Source organism: Streptomyces sp. AC555_RSS877, assembly GCF_019049245.1.
Taxonomy (GTDB): Bacteria; Actinomycetota; Actinomycetes; order Streptomycetales; family Streptomycetaceae; genus Streptomyces.
In genome coordinates, this window is record NZ_JAGMUK010000001.1 from 111,880 (window position 1) to 126,855 (window position 14,976).

The 14,976-nt window shown below is 70.8% G+C and carries 14 protein-coding genes and 1 riboswitch; of the genes, 7 read left to right on the forward strand and 7 right to left on the reverse strand.

What is annotated here, in order from left to right; all coding sequences use genetic code 11:
• Positions 1-37: 37 nt before the first annotated feature.
• The 3 genes from KUM49_RS00460 to KUM49_RS00470 all read right to left on the reverse strand — a co-directional run bounded on the left by KUM49_RS00460 (position 38) and on the right by KUM49_RS00470 (position 2,701).
• Positions 38-649 (reverse strand): class F sortase, encoded by a 612-nt coding sequence (locus tag KUM49_RS00460; RefSeq protein ID WP_217234610.1) that lies wholly within the window; start codon positions 647-649, stop codon positions 38-40.
• The gene (locus KUM49_RS00465) at positions 646-1,026 is read right to left on the reverse strand and encodes a Tat pathway signal sequence domain protein (protein ID WP_217234611.1); all 381 of its coding nucleotides are present in this window, start codon (positions 1,024-1,026) and stop codon (positions 646-648) included. Before KUM49_RS00465 ends, KUM49_RS00460 begins: the two co-directional genes overlap by 4 nt.
• Positions 1,027-1,252: 226 nt before the next feature.
• The gene (locus tag KUM49_RS00470; protein WP_217234612.1) at positions 1,253-2,701 is read right to left on the reverse strand and encodes a gamma-aminobutyraldehyde dehydrogenase; all 1,449 of its coding nucleotides are present in this window, start codon (positions 2,699-2,701) and stop codon (positions 1,253-1,255) included.
• Positions 2,702-2,871: 170 nt separating this feature from the next.
• Here KUM49_RS00470 and KUM49_RS00475 point away from each other — a divergent pair, with 170 nt between their 5' ends.
• The 7 genes from KUM49_RS00475 (at position 2,872) to KUM49_RS00505 (ending at position 9,629) form a co-directional block, all read left to right on the forward strand.
• A complete protein-coding gene (locus KUM49_RS00475) occupies positions 2,872-3,390 on the forward strand; it encodes an Lrp/AsnC family transcriptional regulator (RefSeq protein WP_217234613.1) in 519 nt (172 codons plus the stop codon).
• Positions 3,375-4,754 carry an aspartate aminotransferase family protein gene (locus KUM49_RS00480; RefSeq protein ID WP_217234614.1) on the forward strand — a complete coding sequence of 460 codons (1,380 nt, stop codon included), beginning with the start codon at positions 3,375-3,377 and terminating at the stop codon, positions 4,752-4,754. Before KUM49_RS00475 ends, KUM49_RS00480 begins: the two co-directional genes overlap by 16 nt.
• A 182-nt stretch (positions 4,755-4,936) precedes the next feature.
• Positions 4,937-5,677, forward strand: a complete 741-nt coding sequence (locus KUM49_RS00485) for an ABC transporter ATP-binding protein (RefSeq protein WP_217234615.1) — start codon at positions 4,937-4,939, stop codon at positions 5,675-5,677.
• Positions 5,659-7,125, forward strand: coding sequence for a hypothetical protein (locus KUM49_RS00490; RefSeq protein ID WP_217234616.1), 1,467 nt, complete (start codon positions 5,659-5,661; stop codon positions 7,123-7,125). Before KUM49_RS00485 ends, KUM49_RS00490 begins: the two co-directional genes overlap by 19 nt.
• Positions 7,126-7,230: 105 nt before the next feature.
• Entirely contained in the window at positions 7,231-7,647 is a 417-nt protein-coding gene (locus KUM49_RS00495) for a VOC family protein (RefSeq protein ID WP_217234617.1), read from the forward strand.
• A 23-nt stretch (positions 7,648-7,670) separates the two neighbouring features.
• Positions 7,671-8,792, forward strand: a complete 1,122-nt coding sequence (locus tag KUM49_RS00500) for an LOG family protein (RefSeq protein WP_217234618.1) — start codon at positions 7,671-7,673, stop codon at positions 8,790-8,792.
• Positions 8,793-8,972: 180 nt separating this feature from the next.
• Positions 8,973-9,629: an LAETG motif-containing sortase-dependent surface protein gene (locus tag KUM49_RS00505; protein ID WP_308406524.1), complete on the forward strand. Its 657-nt coding sequence runs from the start codon at positions 8,973-8,975 to the stop codon at positions 9,627-9,629.
• A 224-nt stretch (positions 9,630-9,853) separates the two neighbouring features.
• Here the strand turns inward: KUM49_RS00505 and KUM49_RS00510 are convergent, their stop codons facing one another.
• From KUM49_RS00510 to rlmN, 4 genes are all read right to left on the reverse strand, one after another.
• Positions 9,854-10,876 carry an ABC transporter ATP-binding protein gene (locus KUM49_RS00510; protein WP_217234620.1) on the reverse strand — a complete coding sequence of 341 codons (1,023 nt, stop codon included), beginning with the start codon at positions 10,874-10,876 and terminating at the stop codon, positions 9,854-9,856.
• Between the two features lie 17 nt (positions 10,877-10,893).
• Positions 10,894-12,567, reverse strand: a complete 1,674-nt coding sequence (locus KUM49_RS00515) for an iron ABC transporter permease (protein ID WP_217234621.1) — start codon at positions 12,565-12,567, stop codon at positions 10,894-10,896.
• The gene (locus KUM49_RS00520) at positions 12,543-13,622 is read right to left on the reverse strand and encodes a thiamine ABC transporter substrate binding subunit (RefSeq protein WP_217234622.1); all 1,080 of its coding nucleotides are present in this window, start codon (positions 13,620-13,622) and stop codon (positions 12,543-12,545) included. The genes KUM49_RS00515 and KUM49_RS00520 overlap by 25 nt, the downstream gene beginning before the upstream one ends.
• Positions 13,623-13,711: 89 nt before the next feature.
• A riboswitch (TPP riboswitch) is annotated at positions 13,712-13,817 on the reverse strand.
• 24 nt (positions 13,818-13,841) lie between these two features.
• Positions 13,842-14,948, reverse strand: coding sequence for a 23S rRNA (adenine(2503)-C(2))-methyltransferase RlmN (rlmN, locus tag KUM49_RS00525; protein ID WP_217234623.1), 1,107 nt, complete (start codon positions 14,946-14,948; stop codon positions 13,842-13,844).
• Between the last annotated feature and the right edge of the window lie 28 nt (positions 14,949-14,976).

Genomic DNA, 14,976 nt, shown 5'->3' on the forward strand with positions numbered 1-14,976 from the left:
ATGGTCGTGACGGCGCTCGGGGGTGACGGTGTGCGGGTCAGGTGCCGGCCGCGCTCATCGTGGCGAAGGCGATCACGTTGTCGGGGTAGCCGTCACCGGTGAGGGCGCCACCGCACGTGATGAGCCGCAACTCCGGGCGGTCCACGTCGCCGTAGACCTCCTTCGCGGGGAACTCCGCCTTGGCGACCGTGCGTACCTCGTCCACGGAGAACACCGCCGTCCTGCCGTTCTCCAGGCGCGCCTCGATCAGGTCGCCCCGGTGCATCTCCGGGAGGCGGTGGAAGACCCCGTCCCCGTGACTGCCGACCGTGACGTGCCCGAGGATCACCGACGGGCCGACCTGCCCCGGCGTCGGCGAGTGCCGGTACCAGCCGGCGCGGTCGTCCGCCGTGACCGGGGGCACCTGCACGGTGCCGTCCGCGGCCAGCCCCAGCTGCATCACCGGGGTGTCGACCCCGATGGCCGGGATCCGCAGCCCGACCGGGACCGAACGCCCGAGAGCCTGCCCCGCCGCCGCGGAGGACCGCGCGGGCGGTGGCGTGCCCGTGGAGCGCGCGGTCGCGTCCCGGCCGGCCTGGGGGCCGCCACAGCTCACGAGCAGCGAGGCCGCCCCCGCCGTGACGAAAGCGCGCCTGGAGAGCGAGGTCATGCCCCGGTCGCCCGCCGGCGCCGTACGACGATGAAGGCCGCGCCGCCCACGGCGCACACCGCGGCGGCACCCCCGCCGATCAGTCCGGTGGCTCCGGACTGCGCCGACTCCTCGCCGACACCGGTGTCGGGCGCTCCGCTCGGCACGACGGACACCTGCCCCGGTGTGGGCGCCAGGGTCGGTTCCGCGCTCGGAGCGACGGTCGGCGCCTCGCTCGCATCGGTGGTCGCGGACGGGACCGGGCTCGCTTCGGCACCGGCGGACGGCACGCTGGTGGGGGCCGGGCTCGGGGTCCCACCGTCGGCGAACGCCGGCACGGCACCCGCCAGTACGGCGGTGCAGGCGAGTGCCATGGCGCTCAGGACAGTTCGGCGCATGAATCGCTCTCTCTCGTCGGTCCGCCCGCCAGGTGGCTCGGCGGGCTGGGTTGCAGATCGACGGGAGAGACGAGGCAGCGGGGGAACAGGTTGCAAAGAGATGGCAAAGTCGTTCCGGGCGACGACCACGGCGCCGAGCGGAGGGCCGCCAAGGGGGAACAGCGCGGCCCCGGACGGTCAACTCCCGTCCGGGGCCGCGCTGAACGCCGCACCGACGTCGTACCGACTAGCCGTCGAGCGACGTCATCACGTGCTTGATCCGCGTGTAGTCGTCGAAGCCGTACGACGAGAGGTCCTTGCCGTAGCCGGACTTCTTGAAGCCGCCGTGGGGCATCTCGGCGACCAGCGGGATGTGGGTGTTGATCCACACGCAGCCGAAGTCGAGCTTCTTGGACATCCGCATCGCGCGGCCGTGGTCCTTGGTCCACACGGAGGAGGCGAGGGCGTACTCGACGCCGTTGGCCCACTGAACGGCCTGGTCCTCGTCGGAGAAGGACTGGACGGTGATGACCGGGCCGAAGACCTCATTCTGGATGATCTCGTCGTCCTGCTTGAGGCCGGAGACGACGGTCGGCGCGTAGAAGTAGCCCTTCTCGCCGACCTGGTGGCCACCGGTCTCGACCTTGGCGTGCGCGGGCAGCCGCTCGATGAAGCCGGAGACCTGCTTGAGCTGGTTCGGGTTGTTGAGCGGGCCGTACAGGACGTCCTCGTCGTCGGGCTGGCCCGTCTTCGTCTCGGCGGCGGCCTTCGCCAGCGCGGCCACGAACTCGTCGTGGATGGCCTCCTGGACGAGGACGCGGGTGGCGGCCGTACAGTCCTGCCCGGCGTTGAAGAAGCCCGCGACGGAGATGTCCTCGACGGCCTTGGGGATGTCGGTGTCGTCGAAGACCACGACCGGCGCCTTGCCGCCCAGCTCCAGGTGGACCCGCTTGACGTCCCTGGCCGCGGACTCGGCGACCGACATGCCCGCCCGGACGGAACCGGTGATGGAGGCCATCGCCGGGGTCGGGTGCTCGACCATCAGGCGGCCGGTGTCACGGTCGCCGGTGATGACGTTGAAGACGCCCTTGGGCAGGATCGAGCCGATGATGTCGGCGATCAGGACCGTCGACGCCGGGGTGGTGTCCGACGGCTTCAGCACGACCGTGTTGCCCGCCGCGAGCGCCGGGGCGAACTTCCACACGGCCATCATCATCGGGTAGTTCCACGGCGCGACCTGCGCGCAGACGCCGACCGGCTCGCGGCGGACGATCGAGGTCAGACCCTCCATGTACTCGCCGGCCGAGCGCCCCTCCAGCATCCGGGCCGCGCCCGCGAAGAAGCGGATCTGGTCGACCATCGGCGGGATCTCCTCGGAGCGGGTCAGCCCGATCGGCTTGCCCGTGTTCTCCACCTCGGCCGCGATGAGTTCCTCGGCACGCTCCTCGAACGCGTCAGCGATCTTCAGGAGGGCCTTCTGACGCTCGGCGGGGGTCGTGTCGCGCCAGGCCGGGAAGGCGGCGGCCGCCGCCGCCATGGCGGCGTCCACGTCGGCCTGCCCGGACAGCGGCGCGGTCGCGTACGCCTCGCCCGTCGCGGGGTTGACCACGTCGGTGGTCCGTCCGTCGGCGGCGTCCCGGAACTCCCCGGCGATGTAGTTCCGTAGGGTGCGCAGCCCACGCAGCTCGGTGCTCACTGCCGGCCTCCTGTGTCGGGTCGAACTGTCCATTGACTGAGACACCCACCCTAATCCGCACGCCGACGTTTTCAACACCCCCGGTCGCGCCATCGCTGCGAAATCCGCAGGTCTCAGTCGCGTAAACAACGAATTTCATCGCCTCGACCTTGCGGAAGTGTCGAGACGTCGTGCACAGTGACGTCGTGGCCAGTCGAAGCGCAGACCCCAAGGACTCCCGCGAGTCCAGGAACGGCACCACCCCGCATCTGGATGCCGTCTCCCTCGGCATCATCGAACAGCTCCAGGAGGACGGCCGCCGGCCGTACGCCGCCATCGGCAAGGCCGTCGGCCTCTCCGAGGCCGCCGTGCGCCAGCGCGTGCAGAAGCTGCTCGACCAGGGCGTGATGCAGATCGTCGCCGTCACGGACCCGCTCACCGTGGGCTTCCGCCGACAGGCGATGGTCGGCATTCACGTGGAGGGTGACGTGGAGTCCGTCGCCGACGCCGTGACCGCCATGTCCGAATGCGAGTACGTGGTGATGACCGCAGGCTCCTTCGACCTGATGGTGGAGGTCGTCTGCGAGGACGACGACCACCTCCTGGACGTCATCAACAAACGCATCCGAGCCATCCCCGGAGTGCGCTCCACCGAGAGCTTCGTCTACCTCAAGCTCAAGAAGCAGACCTACATGTGGGGAACCCGATAGCCGTGAGCAAGGACCTCAGCCAGACCGCGTACGACCACCTGTGGATGCACTTCACCCGCATGTCCTCGTACGAGAACTCCCCCGTCCCGACCATCGTCCGGGGTGAGGGCACCTACATCTACGACGACAAGGGCAGGCGCTACCTCGACGGTCTCGCGGGTCTGTTCGTGGTCCAGGCCGGTCACGGCCGCACGGAACTCGCCGAGACCGCCTTCAAGCAGGCTCAGGAGCTGGCGTTCTTCCCGATCTGGTCCTACGCCCACCCGAAGGCTGTCGAGCTGGCCGAGCGCCTCGCGCACCACGCGCCCGGCGACCTGAACAAGGTCTTCTTCACCACCGGCGGCGGCGAGGCGGTCGAGACCGCCTGGAAGCTCGCCAAGCAGTACTTCAAGCTGACCGGCAAGCCCACCAAGTACAAGGTCATCTCGCGTGCGGTCGCCTACCACGGCACCCCGCAGGGCGCACTGTCCATCACCGGCCTGCCGGCCCTCAAGGCCCCGTTCGAGCCGCTCGTCCCGGGCGCGCACAAGGTCCCCAACACCAACATCTACCGCGCCCCGCTCTTCGGCGACGACCCGGAGGCCTTCGGCCGCTGGGCCGCCGACCAGATCGAGCAGCAGATCCTCATGGAGGGCGCGGACACGGTCGCCGCGGTCTTCCTGGAGCCGGTCCAGAACGCGGGCGGCTGCTTCCCGCCCCCGCCCGGCTACTTCCAGCGGGTGCGCGAGATCTGCGACCAGTACGACGTGCTGCTGGTGTCGGACGAGGTCATCTGCGCCTTCGGCCGCCTGGGCACGATGTTCGCCTGCGACAAGTTCGACTACGTCCCGGACATGATCACTTGCGCCAAGGGCATGACCTCGGGCTACTCCCCCATCGGCGCCTGCATCATCTCCGACCGTCTGGCCGAGCCGTTCTACACGGGCGACAACACCTTCCTGCACGGCTACACCTTCGGCGGCCACCCGGTGTCGGCCGCGGTGGGTCTGGCCAACCTCGACCTGTTCGAGCGCGAGAACCTCAACCAGCACGTCCTCGACAACGAGGGCGCCTTCCGCGCGACCCTGGAGAAGCTGCACGACCTGCCGATCGTCGGCGACGTCCGCGGCAACGGCTTCTTCTACGGCATCGAACTGGTGAAGGACAAGCACACCAAGGAGTCCTTCAACGACGAGGAGACCGAGCGCGTCCTGTACGGCTTCCTTTCCAAGGCCCTGTTCGACAACGGCCTGTACTGCCGTGCCGACGACCGCGGCGACCCGGTCGTCCAGCTCGCCCCGCCGCTGATCTCCAACCAGGAGACGTTCGACGAGATCGAGCAGATCCTGCGCGCGACGCTCACGGAGGCGTGGACGAAGCTGTAGTCCCCCGGCGGTTCCGCGGCCCGGGTGCACCCGTACGAGTGAGAAGGGGTGCACCCGGGCCGCGTGCTGTCCGGCGTTCCGGCCCCGGATCCTTAGCGTGCCCTGTGACCGATCGGCCCTGCCTTCGTTCCCCCGCACGGGGGATTGGCCGGGAATTACGGATCTGAACGAGGTGTACGCCCATGGTGGCCCCGCCGGACAACGACGTGCTCTGGGCACGCGCCCTGCACTTCACCCACGACGACGGCTCGCCCGCGCTCAGCGGCGTCTCGCTCGGCGTCCGCGAGGGCGAGATCCTCGCCGTCAGCGGCCCGCGCGGCAGCGGCAAGTCGACCCTGCTGCGGTGCCTGTCCGGCCAGGTCCCCGCGCAGCGCGGCGAGGTCTGGTTCAACAGCGCGCCCGTGCACACCATGAACCCGGCGGCCCGCGAGCGCCTGCGCCGCGACCGCTTCGGCTGGATCGACCCGGCCCCGGTGCTCGTCCCCGAGCTGAACGTCTGGGAGAACGCCGCCCTGCCCCTGATGCTGCGCGGCACCAGCCGCCGCCGCGCCAAGACGGCCGCCCTCGAGTGGCTGGAGCGCCTCGACATCGGCGACCAGACCCGCAAACGCCCGCACGAACTGCGCCAGTCCGAACGCCAGCGGGTCTGCATCGCGCGGGCCCTGGCACCCGCCCCGACCGTCCTGTTCGCCGACGAGCCGACCGCGCCCCTGTACCGCGCCGACCGCGCCCACGTGCTGCGCACGCTCACCACGGCGGCCCGCTCGCACGGCATCACGGTGGTGCTGGCCACGCACGACGCGGACACGGCGGCCCTCGCCGACCGCACGGTGTCCCTGCTGGACGGACGACGCGTGCACACCGTCCACCTGCCCCCCGTCACCGAGACGGAAGGCCGGGCCACGTGCTCGCTCTCCGTCTGACCCGCGGCGCCCACCCGGCCGTCCAGCTCCGCCGCCTCCTGGTGGCGGCGGCCTCGGCCGGCACGGGCTTCCTCCTGCTCTGCACCCTCGGCTACGCGATGAGCCACCCGGACGCACCGGCCGCCTCGCTCCTGCGCCTGGCCTGGTGCGCGACCCCGCTGGCCGCCACGGTCTACTTCGCTCTCGCCGTGGCCCGCACCGACCCCGCCACCAAGCCCCGCACCGGCCTCTCGGCCATCGGCCTGGGCCCGGCCCGCCAGATGGCGATGTCGGCAACGACAACGGCCCTCTCCTGCACCCTGGGCTCGATGCTCGCCCTCCTGTTCTTCCTCCACCTGCGAGGCGACCTGACGGGCATGCCCTTCGACGGCGCGGCCGCGGAGTTCCTGGCGGCGCAGAACCCGCTGCCGCTGCCGGCCGCCCTGACCCTGCTGACGCTGACACCGGCGATCGCGTCGGTGGCGGTCGCCTGGGTGCTGCGCCCCCGCGAGGACAGACCGGCATCGACCCGGGCGGGAGCCAGGTCGTACGGCCGCTTCGGCACGTACGGCAACTCGGCCGCACGGGACACCCTCGGTGCGTACGGCCGCTTCGGCGCCCGCCTGCGAGGCGCGGGCAGCCGCTCCACGCAGCCTGCGGGCAGTGGTGCCGCTGGGGCGATGGGGGTCCCCCCGCTCGAGCGAAGCCGAGAGTGGGGGAGGGTGGGCGCAGGCGGCACCCCGCACGCGCGGGCCAGTGAAACCCACCCCCCAGCACCGGCCCAGGACGCGCCCACCCCCGACCTGGACCCCAGTACCACCCCAGCCCCGGACCCCATGACCCTCACGCCGGCCCCCCAAGAGGCCCCCCGAGGCCTCCCGTGGGGCATCGCCGTAATGGCCGCGGGCCTGGCGGCGGAGGCATACGCCACCCGCACAGCCCCCGGCACTCCCGCTACCCTGCCCGGCGGCCTGGCCACCCCCGGCCCGGCCTCCGTCCTCGTCGGCTGGATCCTCACCGCCACCGGCCTCGCCCTCGCCGGCCCCGGCCTCACCCACCTCTGCGGCCGCCTCCTGCAGACCGCCCGCCCCGGCGCCCTCCGTCTCCTCGCCGGCCGTGTCCTGATGGCGGAGGCCGGCCGCATCGGCCGTCCCCTCGGCGTGGTCTGCGCGGTGGCGTCGGGCACGTACGCCATGGCGTCGCTGTACGACAGGGCGGAACCCTCCTTCGGCCCGCTGACCGCCCTCGGCCTGCTCCTGGTGACCGGCTGCACGGTGGCCACCCTCCTCACCGCCGCCGTCGAGGCCAGGCAGGCCCGCGCGGACACCACGGCCGCGCTGCTGCGGCTCGGCGCCCCCGCCACGATGCTGCGCAGTGCCGCCGCCCTCCGGGCCGGCGCGCTGCTGGCCCTGTTCGGCCCGCTCACGCTGGTCGTCGCGGAGCTGGCGGCGCTGCCGCTGGCCCGCTGACAGGCCGTAGCGAAGATCCGTAGAAAAAAACTCCGTCGGGCGATGAGTTCCGCCGGGACGCACCGTCTATCCCACCGAACACCACGCACCCGATGGGAGAGACCGATGACCTCCACGTACCAGCAGATGATCTTCGTGAACCTGCCCGTGAACGACCTCGACGCATCGAAGAAGTTCTTCACGGAGCTGGGGTACGCGATCAACCCGCAGTTCAGCGACGACAACGCGGCCTCCGTGGTGATCAGCGACACCATCGTCGCCATGCTGCTCACCAAGCCGTTCTACGCGACCTTCACCAAGAAGGAGATCGCCGACGCCACGAAGACCAGCGAGGTGATGGTCGCGCTGAGCGCCGAGAGCCGCGAGAAGGTCGACGAGCTGGTCGAGAAGGCCCTCGCCGTCGGCGGTTCCCCGGCCGGCGAGACCCAGGACCACGGCTTCATGTACGGCCGCTCCTTCGACGACCCCGACGGCCACACCTGGGAGGTCGTGTGGATGGACCCGTCCGCCATCGAGGGCTGAACCGATGTGCCTAGCATGGGCGGGTGCAGACGATGCCCGCCCATGCGGCCCACCACAACGACCGTGAGATCGAGAGCCTCGACGAGTTCGACGCGACCGTCTCGGCCCGTGCGACGCTCGCCGGATACCGGGTCCAGGCCGTGGACCTGACGGACCGTACGCGGGAGTTGCTCACCACGGATGCGGCGGGCGCCGTCTTCCTCGGCTGCCCCATGCGGGAGGATGCGGCGGCCAAGGTCCGGGCGGACGGCGCGATGGTCTTCCCGCCCGTCCCCGACCTGCCCTTCGACCCGTACAGGGGCCTGGTCTACTCCCCCGACGAACTGTTCGCGTCCCTGCCGGACGGCTACGAGGCCACGCCCGACGCCCTGGCGTACGCCTGGTTCCAGCAGACCAAGGCCGACGGCGACATACTCGCCTCGATGCTGCGTTCGGTCCACGACGACTCCATCTCGGACGCCCTGGACGAACTCCTGCGCGGGGCGCGGGTGGTGGGCGTCATGGGCGGCCACGCGATGGCGCGCGGCACGGAGGCCTACGCGGGTGCCGCGCGGCTCGGCCGGGAGCTGGCCCGTGCCGGTTTCACGGTCGCCACCGGCGGCGGCCCGGGCGCGATGGAGGCGGCGAACCTCGGCGCGTACGCCGCCCCGTACGACGACGCGATGCTGGCCGAGTCGCTCCGACTGCTCGCCAAGGCGCCGAAGTTCACGCCGTCGGTCACCGAGTGGGCGTCGGCCGCCTTCGAGGTGCGTGCCCAGTGGCCGAAGGGCGGCGCCTCCGTCGGCATCCCGACCTGGTTCTACGGCCACGAGCCGCCGAACCCCTTCGCCTCGCACATCGCCAAGTACTTCGCCAACGCCACCCGCGAGGACGGCCTGCTGGCCCGCTGCACCGCGGGCGTGGTCTTCCTGCCGGGCGCCGCCGGCACGGTGCAGGAGATCTTCGACAACGCGACGCCGAACTACTACGAGTCGCGCGGCGAACCCACGCCGATGGTCCTCGTGGACCGCGCCCACTGGACGGAACGGCTGCCCACGTGGCCGCTTCTCCAAGCGCTCGCGCGGGAGCGGTCGATGGAGTCCCGCATCGCGCTGGTCGACCGGATCGAGGAGGCCCCGGGGGTGCTGAAACGTCTCGGTGGTTAAACAGACGGCAAAGCAAACGCTTGTAGCCTGCATATGCGTTGACACTTCTTATGCAGCGCTTATAGACCTGTGAGCCTCCAGAGGATGCTGATGTCACATCACCACCTCACCCACCCCCCGCAGTTGCGCAACCCGTAAAGGACAAACGTGTCCATAACTCGCCGTACCGTCGCACGTTCCGTGCGCATCCTCGGTGTCGCCTCCGCCTCGGCCGCGCTCGCGCTCAGTGCCTCCGGCAGCGCTTTCGCCTGCAACATCAACGAGTTCTCCGCCGAAGCCAAGTGCCAGGGCGCCAAGGGCGTCATCACTGTCACCAACGTCGACCCCGAGGGCATCCCGGCCACCGTCTCCGTGTTCCTCGAGAGCAACGGCGCCGACGTCAAGAAGGTCGGCGAGCAGGTGGTCAAGGGCTCGCGCGAGGGCGTCACGATCACCTTCAAAGAGGACTGGCTGCCGAACGCCGAGTACCGCATCCACGTCAAGGCCGAGACCTACGTGGACGAGGACATCAAGCCCAACCTGACCACCCCGTCCACGGCCTGCAAGGCCGAGGACGCCCCGGTCCCGACGCCCACCCCGACGCCGTCGGTGTCCGCCTCGACCCCGGCCGAGGAGACCATCACCCCGGCCCCGGCGGCCTCGGAGAGCAGCAGCACCGCCCCGGCGGACACCACGAGCAGCGCTCCGTCTCCGGCGGCCGGTGAGTCCAACCTCGCCGAGACCGGCGCGAACTCCAACACCGGCATCATCGCCGGCATCGCGGCCGCCCTGGTCGCGATCGGCGGCGGAGCCGTCTTCTTCGGCCTGCGCCGCCGCGGAACGAACAACAGCCGCTGACCCCTCCCGCACACCACGGTGGCCCGCCCCCTCACACCAGAGGGGACGGGCCACCGCCGCGTCACACTGCCAGGCGTGCACCCCCAGCTGCGGGCAATCGTGCCGCGGGTGCGGCACGGGTGGGCGCAGCGGCACCCCGCAAGCGCAGGCGAGCCAAACCCACCCGGCGCCGGCCCCCACGCGCGTGCACCACGAAGACCGACAGACGCTGCCCGGCTCACGCCTCAGCCGAGCACGACCACGTCACCCACATCGAACTCCACCCCCACCACGTCCCCCACCCCCGGCGCCACCCGCAACGCACACGCCGCCTCCAACCGAGGCGCACCCTCCTCCGGCTGCAGATGTACGGCGACATGCGTGCCCTTGAACGTCCGCGCGGCCACCACACACCGCAGCCCCTCGTCCGCACCCACCAGCCGTACCCCCGCGGGCCGCACCAACAGGGACCGCACCCCCTGCGCAGCCCCCGCAGGCACCGGCACCTTGCCCCACGGCGTGTCCGCGGCCTCCCCCGCGACCGTGCCCTCGACCACGTTCTCGAAGCCGAGGAAGCGGGCCACGAACTCGTCAGCCGGCCGCTGCCACACCTCAAGAGGCGTACCGGACTGGGCGATCCGCCCGTCCCGCATCACCACGACCCGGTCGCCGAGCGCGAAGGCCTCACCCTGGTCGTGGGTCACGGCGAGCACGGTGGTGCCCAGCCGGCCGAAGAGCTCCCGCAGTTCGACGACCAGCCGCTCCCGCAACGACCGGTCGAGCTGCCCGAGCGGCTCGTCCAGCATCAGCAGCCGCGGCCGCGGCGCGAGTGCCCGGGCCAGCGCCACCCGCTGCTGCTCGCCCCCGGACAGCGAGGCGACGGCACGGCGCCCGGCGCCCGGAAGGCCCACCAGATCGAGCAACTCCCGTACCCGCTCGCCCTGCTGATCCTTCGACGCCCCGTGCATCCGCAACCCGAACCCGACGTTGCCGCCCACGTCCCGCTGCGGGAAGAGCTGATGGTCCTGGAACATCAGCCCGACCCCCCGCTTGTGCGCGGGCACGCCCGCCTGATCGCGCCCGTCGAGCAACACCCGTCCGCCGTCCAGGGGTTGCAGGCCGGCCACCGCCCGCAGCAGCGTCGACTTGCCGCTGCCGCTCGGCCCGAGCACGCACACGATCTCGTGCTCGGCGACACCGAGGCCGACCCCGTCCAGCACGGCCCGCCCGCCGAACCGTACGGTCGCGTCCTCAAGACTCAGCAGCACGCAGAACTCCCCGGCATCTAGAACTCCCCGGTCCGGTCGGTCCGCAGCCGCTCCAGGACCAGCAGCGCCACCGCGCACACGAGCATCAGGATCGTCGAAAGGGCCATCGCCTGGCCGTAGTTGAGTTCGCCGGCCCGCCCGAGCAGCCGCGCCACGGCGACCGGCAGGGTCGGGTTGTCGGGCCGTGCGATGAACACCGTCGCCCCGAACTCCCCGAGCGAGACCGCGAACGCGAACCCCGCCGCGATCAGCAGCGCCCGCCGCACCATCGGCAGGTCCACCTCCCGCCACACCCGCCACGGCGACGCCCCGAGCACGGCCGCCGCCTCCCGCAGCCGTACGTCCACCGCCCGCAGCACGGGCAGCATGGTCCGTACGACGAAGGGGACGCCGACCAGCGCCTGCGCGAGCGGCACCAGGATCCACGACGACCGCAGGTCCAGCGGCGGCTCGTCCAGCGCGATCAGGAACCCGAACCCGACGGTCACCGCGGACACCCCGAGCGGCAGCATCAGCAGCGCATCGAACCCACGTACGAATCGGCCCGCGTCCCTGCGGGTGAGTGCCACAGCGGCCAGACCGCCGATCAGCACGGCGATGGCGGTGGCCACGACGGCGTACTGCAGCGAATTGCCGATCGCCTCGATCGGCGGCACCAGGAAGAGCCCGCCGTCGTCGCTGGTCAGCGCCCGGTAGTAGGCGAAGTCGGGCGCGTCGAGGGACCGCTGCACCAGGACGGCGAGCGGCAGCAGAAGCAGGACGACGACACAGACGAGGACGCCGGCCAGCAGCGCCCACTGACCGGCCCCGCGCGGCCGGCGCGCGGTCACGGACGCGTCCACCAGCCGCAGGGCGGTCTCCCGCCGCCGTACGGTCCACGCGTGCAGGGCGAGGATCGCGCCCACCGCCATGAACTGGATCAGCGTCAGCACGGCGGCCGTGGACAGGTCGAAGATCTCGGACGTCTGCCGGTAGATCTCCACTTCGAGCGTCGAGAAGGTCGGTCCGCCGAGGATCTGCACCACACCGAAGGAGGTGAAGGTGAAGAGGAACACCATGAGCGCGGCGGCGGCCACGGCGGGCGCCAGTGCGGGCAGCGTCACCGTCCGCCAGGCCGCGAGCCGGGACGCTCCGAGCATGCGCGCGGCCTCCTCCTGGCGCGGGTCCAGCTGTCCCCAGAGCCCGCCGACGGTCCGTACGACCACCGCGTAGTTGAAGAAGACGTGCGCCAGCAGGATCGCCCACACGGTGGTGTCCAGGCGTATGCCCCACAGCTCGTCCAACAGTCCGCCGCGCCCGACGAGCGCCAGGAACGCCGTGCCGACGACGACCGTCGGCAGCACGAAGGGGACGGTGACGACGGCCCGCAGGACCTGCTTGCCGGGGAAGTCGAAGCGGGCGAAGACATACGCGCCCGGCAGCGCGATCAGGAGGGTGAGCGCGGTGGAGGCCAGCGCCTGCCAGGTCGTGAACCACAGCACGTGCCGGACGTCGGACTGCCCGAGCACGTCCGCGATCCGGCCGAGCTGCCACACCCCGTCGGCCTTGAGGCCGCGTGCGACGATCGCGGCGACGGGGTAGGCGAAGAAGACCGCGAAGAACGCGACGGGCACGGCGATGAGGCCGAGCCGCGCCGCCGCGCTCTTCCTGGCTCCCTTGCGCGGGACTACTTCAGTACGAGCGAGGTCCACGACTTGACCCACTGGTCACGGTGTTCGGCGATCGCGGCCGGTTCCATGGTCTCGGGAGCCTTCGCCTGCGGACCGAACTTCGTGAACTCCGCCGGCACGCGCGCACCCTCTCGCACCGGGTAGACGAACATGTTCAGCGGCATGTCCTCCTGGAACTCCTTGCTCAGCAGGAAGTCGAGGAGCGCCTTGCCGCCCTTGGTGTTCGAGGCGTTGCTCAGCAGACCCGCGTACTCGACCTGGCGGAAGCAGGTGCCGTCGGCGACGCCGGTCGGCGCGGTCGTCGGCTTCGGGTCGGCGTAGATGACCTCGGCGGGCGGGGAGGAGGCGTAGGAGACGACCAGCGGCCGGTCGGCGCCGGTCTTCTTGCCGGTTGAGGAGCCGGAGAACTCCTCGTTGTAGGCCTGCTCCCAGCCATCGACGACCTTGACGCCGTTGGCCTTGAGCTTCTTCCAGTAGTCCGCCCAGCCGTCGTCGCCGTACTTCGCGGCCGTGCCGAGCAGGAATCCCAGTCCCGGCGAGGAGGTGGAGGCGTTCTCGGTGACGAGGAGGTTCTTGTACGCGGGCTTGATCAGGTCGTCGAACGAGGCCGGCGGGGTCAGCTTGTGCTTGCTGAAGTACGCCTTGTCGTAGTTGACGCAGATGTCGCCGGTGTCGATGGGCGTGACCCGGTGCTTGTCCTGGTCGGCCCGGTATGCGGCCGCGATCCGGTCGGAGCCCTTCGCCTCGTACGACTGGAAGAGCCCGTTGTCGAGGGCCCGGGACAGCAGGGTGTTGTCGACGCCGAAGAAGACGTCGCCCTGCGGGTTCTCCTTGGTGAGGATGGCCTTGTTGACGGCCTGCCCGGCGTCGCCGTCCTTGAGGACCTTGACCTTGTAGCCGGACTGCTTCTCGAAGTCCGCGAGGACACTCTTCGAGACGGCCCACGAGTCGTGGCTGACGAGGGTCACGGTCTTGGAGTCCCCGCCGCCGCTCCCGCCGTCGGAGGACCCGCACGCGGAGAGCGTGACGAGACCGAGTCCCACGGCCAGAGCCGTGGCGTTCCTGGTGATGCTCACAGAATTCCTCCTGGGGGTGGCCAGGAAGAGACGCGGCCCTGCCCGGACGCCTCGGAAAGAATCCGAGACTCCCGGGCAGGGCGCAACAGCTCGAGTAGTGACCGAACTTCCTACCCAGAATGACCTGGGCGAGGTTCAGAGGGTCTGCGGCCGGTGCCGCACTCTCAGCGCTGTGGCGCTCCCCTGTCGGAATATGAAGATGTTCGTACGGACGTCACACTACCGTTCGGTCGCGGCGAGCTGACCACACGCCCCGTCGATCTCCTGTCCACGGGTGTCCCGGACAGTGACCGGCACCCCATGGGCGGCGATGGCCTCGACGAACGCCTTCTCGTCCTCGGGACGGGAGGCGGTCCACTTCGACCCGGGCGTCGGGTTCAGCGGGATCAGGTTGACGTGCACGGGCTTGCCGCGCAGCAGCCGCCCCAGCCGGTCACCCCGCCATGCCTGGTCGTTGATGTCCCGGATCAACGCGTACTCGATGGACAGCCGGCGCCCGGACCGCTCCGTGTACGCGAAGCCGGCGTCCAGGACCTCGCGCACCTTCCACCGCGTGTTCACGGGGACGAGCGTGTCGCGCAGTTCGTCGTCGGGGGCGTGCAGGGAGATGGCGAGCCGGCACTTGAAGCCCTCGTCGGTGAAACGGTTGATCGCCGGGACGAGTCCGACCGTCGAGACGGTGATCCCACGCTGGGAGAGCCCGAGCCCGTCCGGCTCAGGGTCGGTGAGCCGACGGATGGCGCCGACAACCCGGTTGTAGTTGGCGAGGGGCTCACCCATACCCATGAAGACGATGTTGCTGAGCCGCGCCGGACCACCGGGAATCTCGCCGTCCCTGAGCGCCCGCATCCCGTCCACGATCTGGTGCACGATCTCCGCGGTGGACAGGTTCCGGTCCAGCCCCGCCTGCCCCGTGGCGCAGAACGGGCAGTTCATGCCACACCCCGCCTGGGAGCTGATGCACATGGTGACCCGGTCCGGGTAGCGCATCAGCACCGACTCGACGAGTGTCCCGTCGAACAGCCGCCACAGCGTCTTACGGGTGGTGTCCTGATCGGTCGACTGATGCCGGACGACCGACATCAGCTCCGGAAGCAAGGCCTCCTGAAGCAGGCCGCGGGACCCGGCCGGGATGTCGGTCCACTCCTGCGGATCGTGCGCGTACCGCGCGAAGTAGTGCTGCGAGAGCTGCTTGGCACGAAACGGCTTCTCGCCGACCGCGGCCACGGCTTCCCTGCGCTCGGCAGGCGTGAGGTCGGCGAGGTGCCGCGGCGGCTTCTTGGCTCCGCGCGGGGCGACGAAAGTGAGTTCTCCGGGTGCAGGCATAACACGTCCAGTGTGGCAGATCATCTCC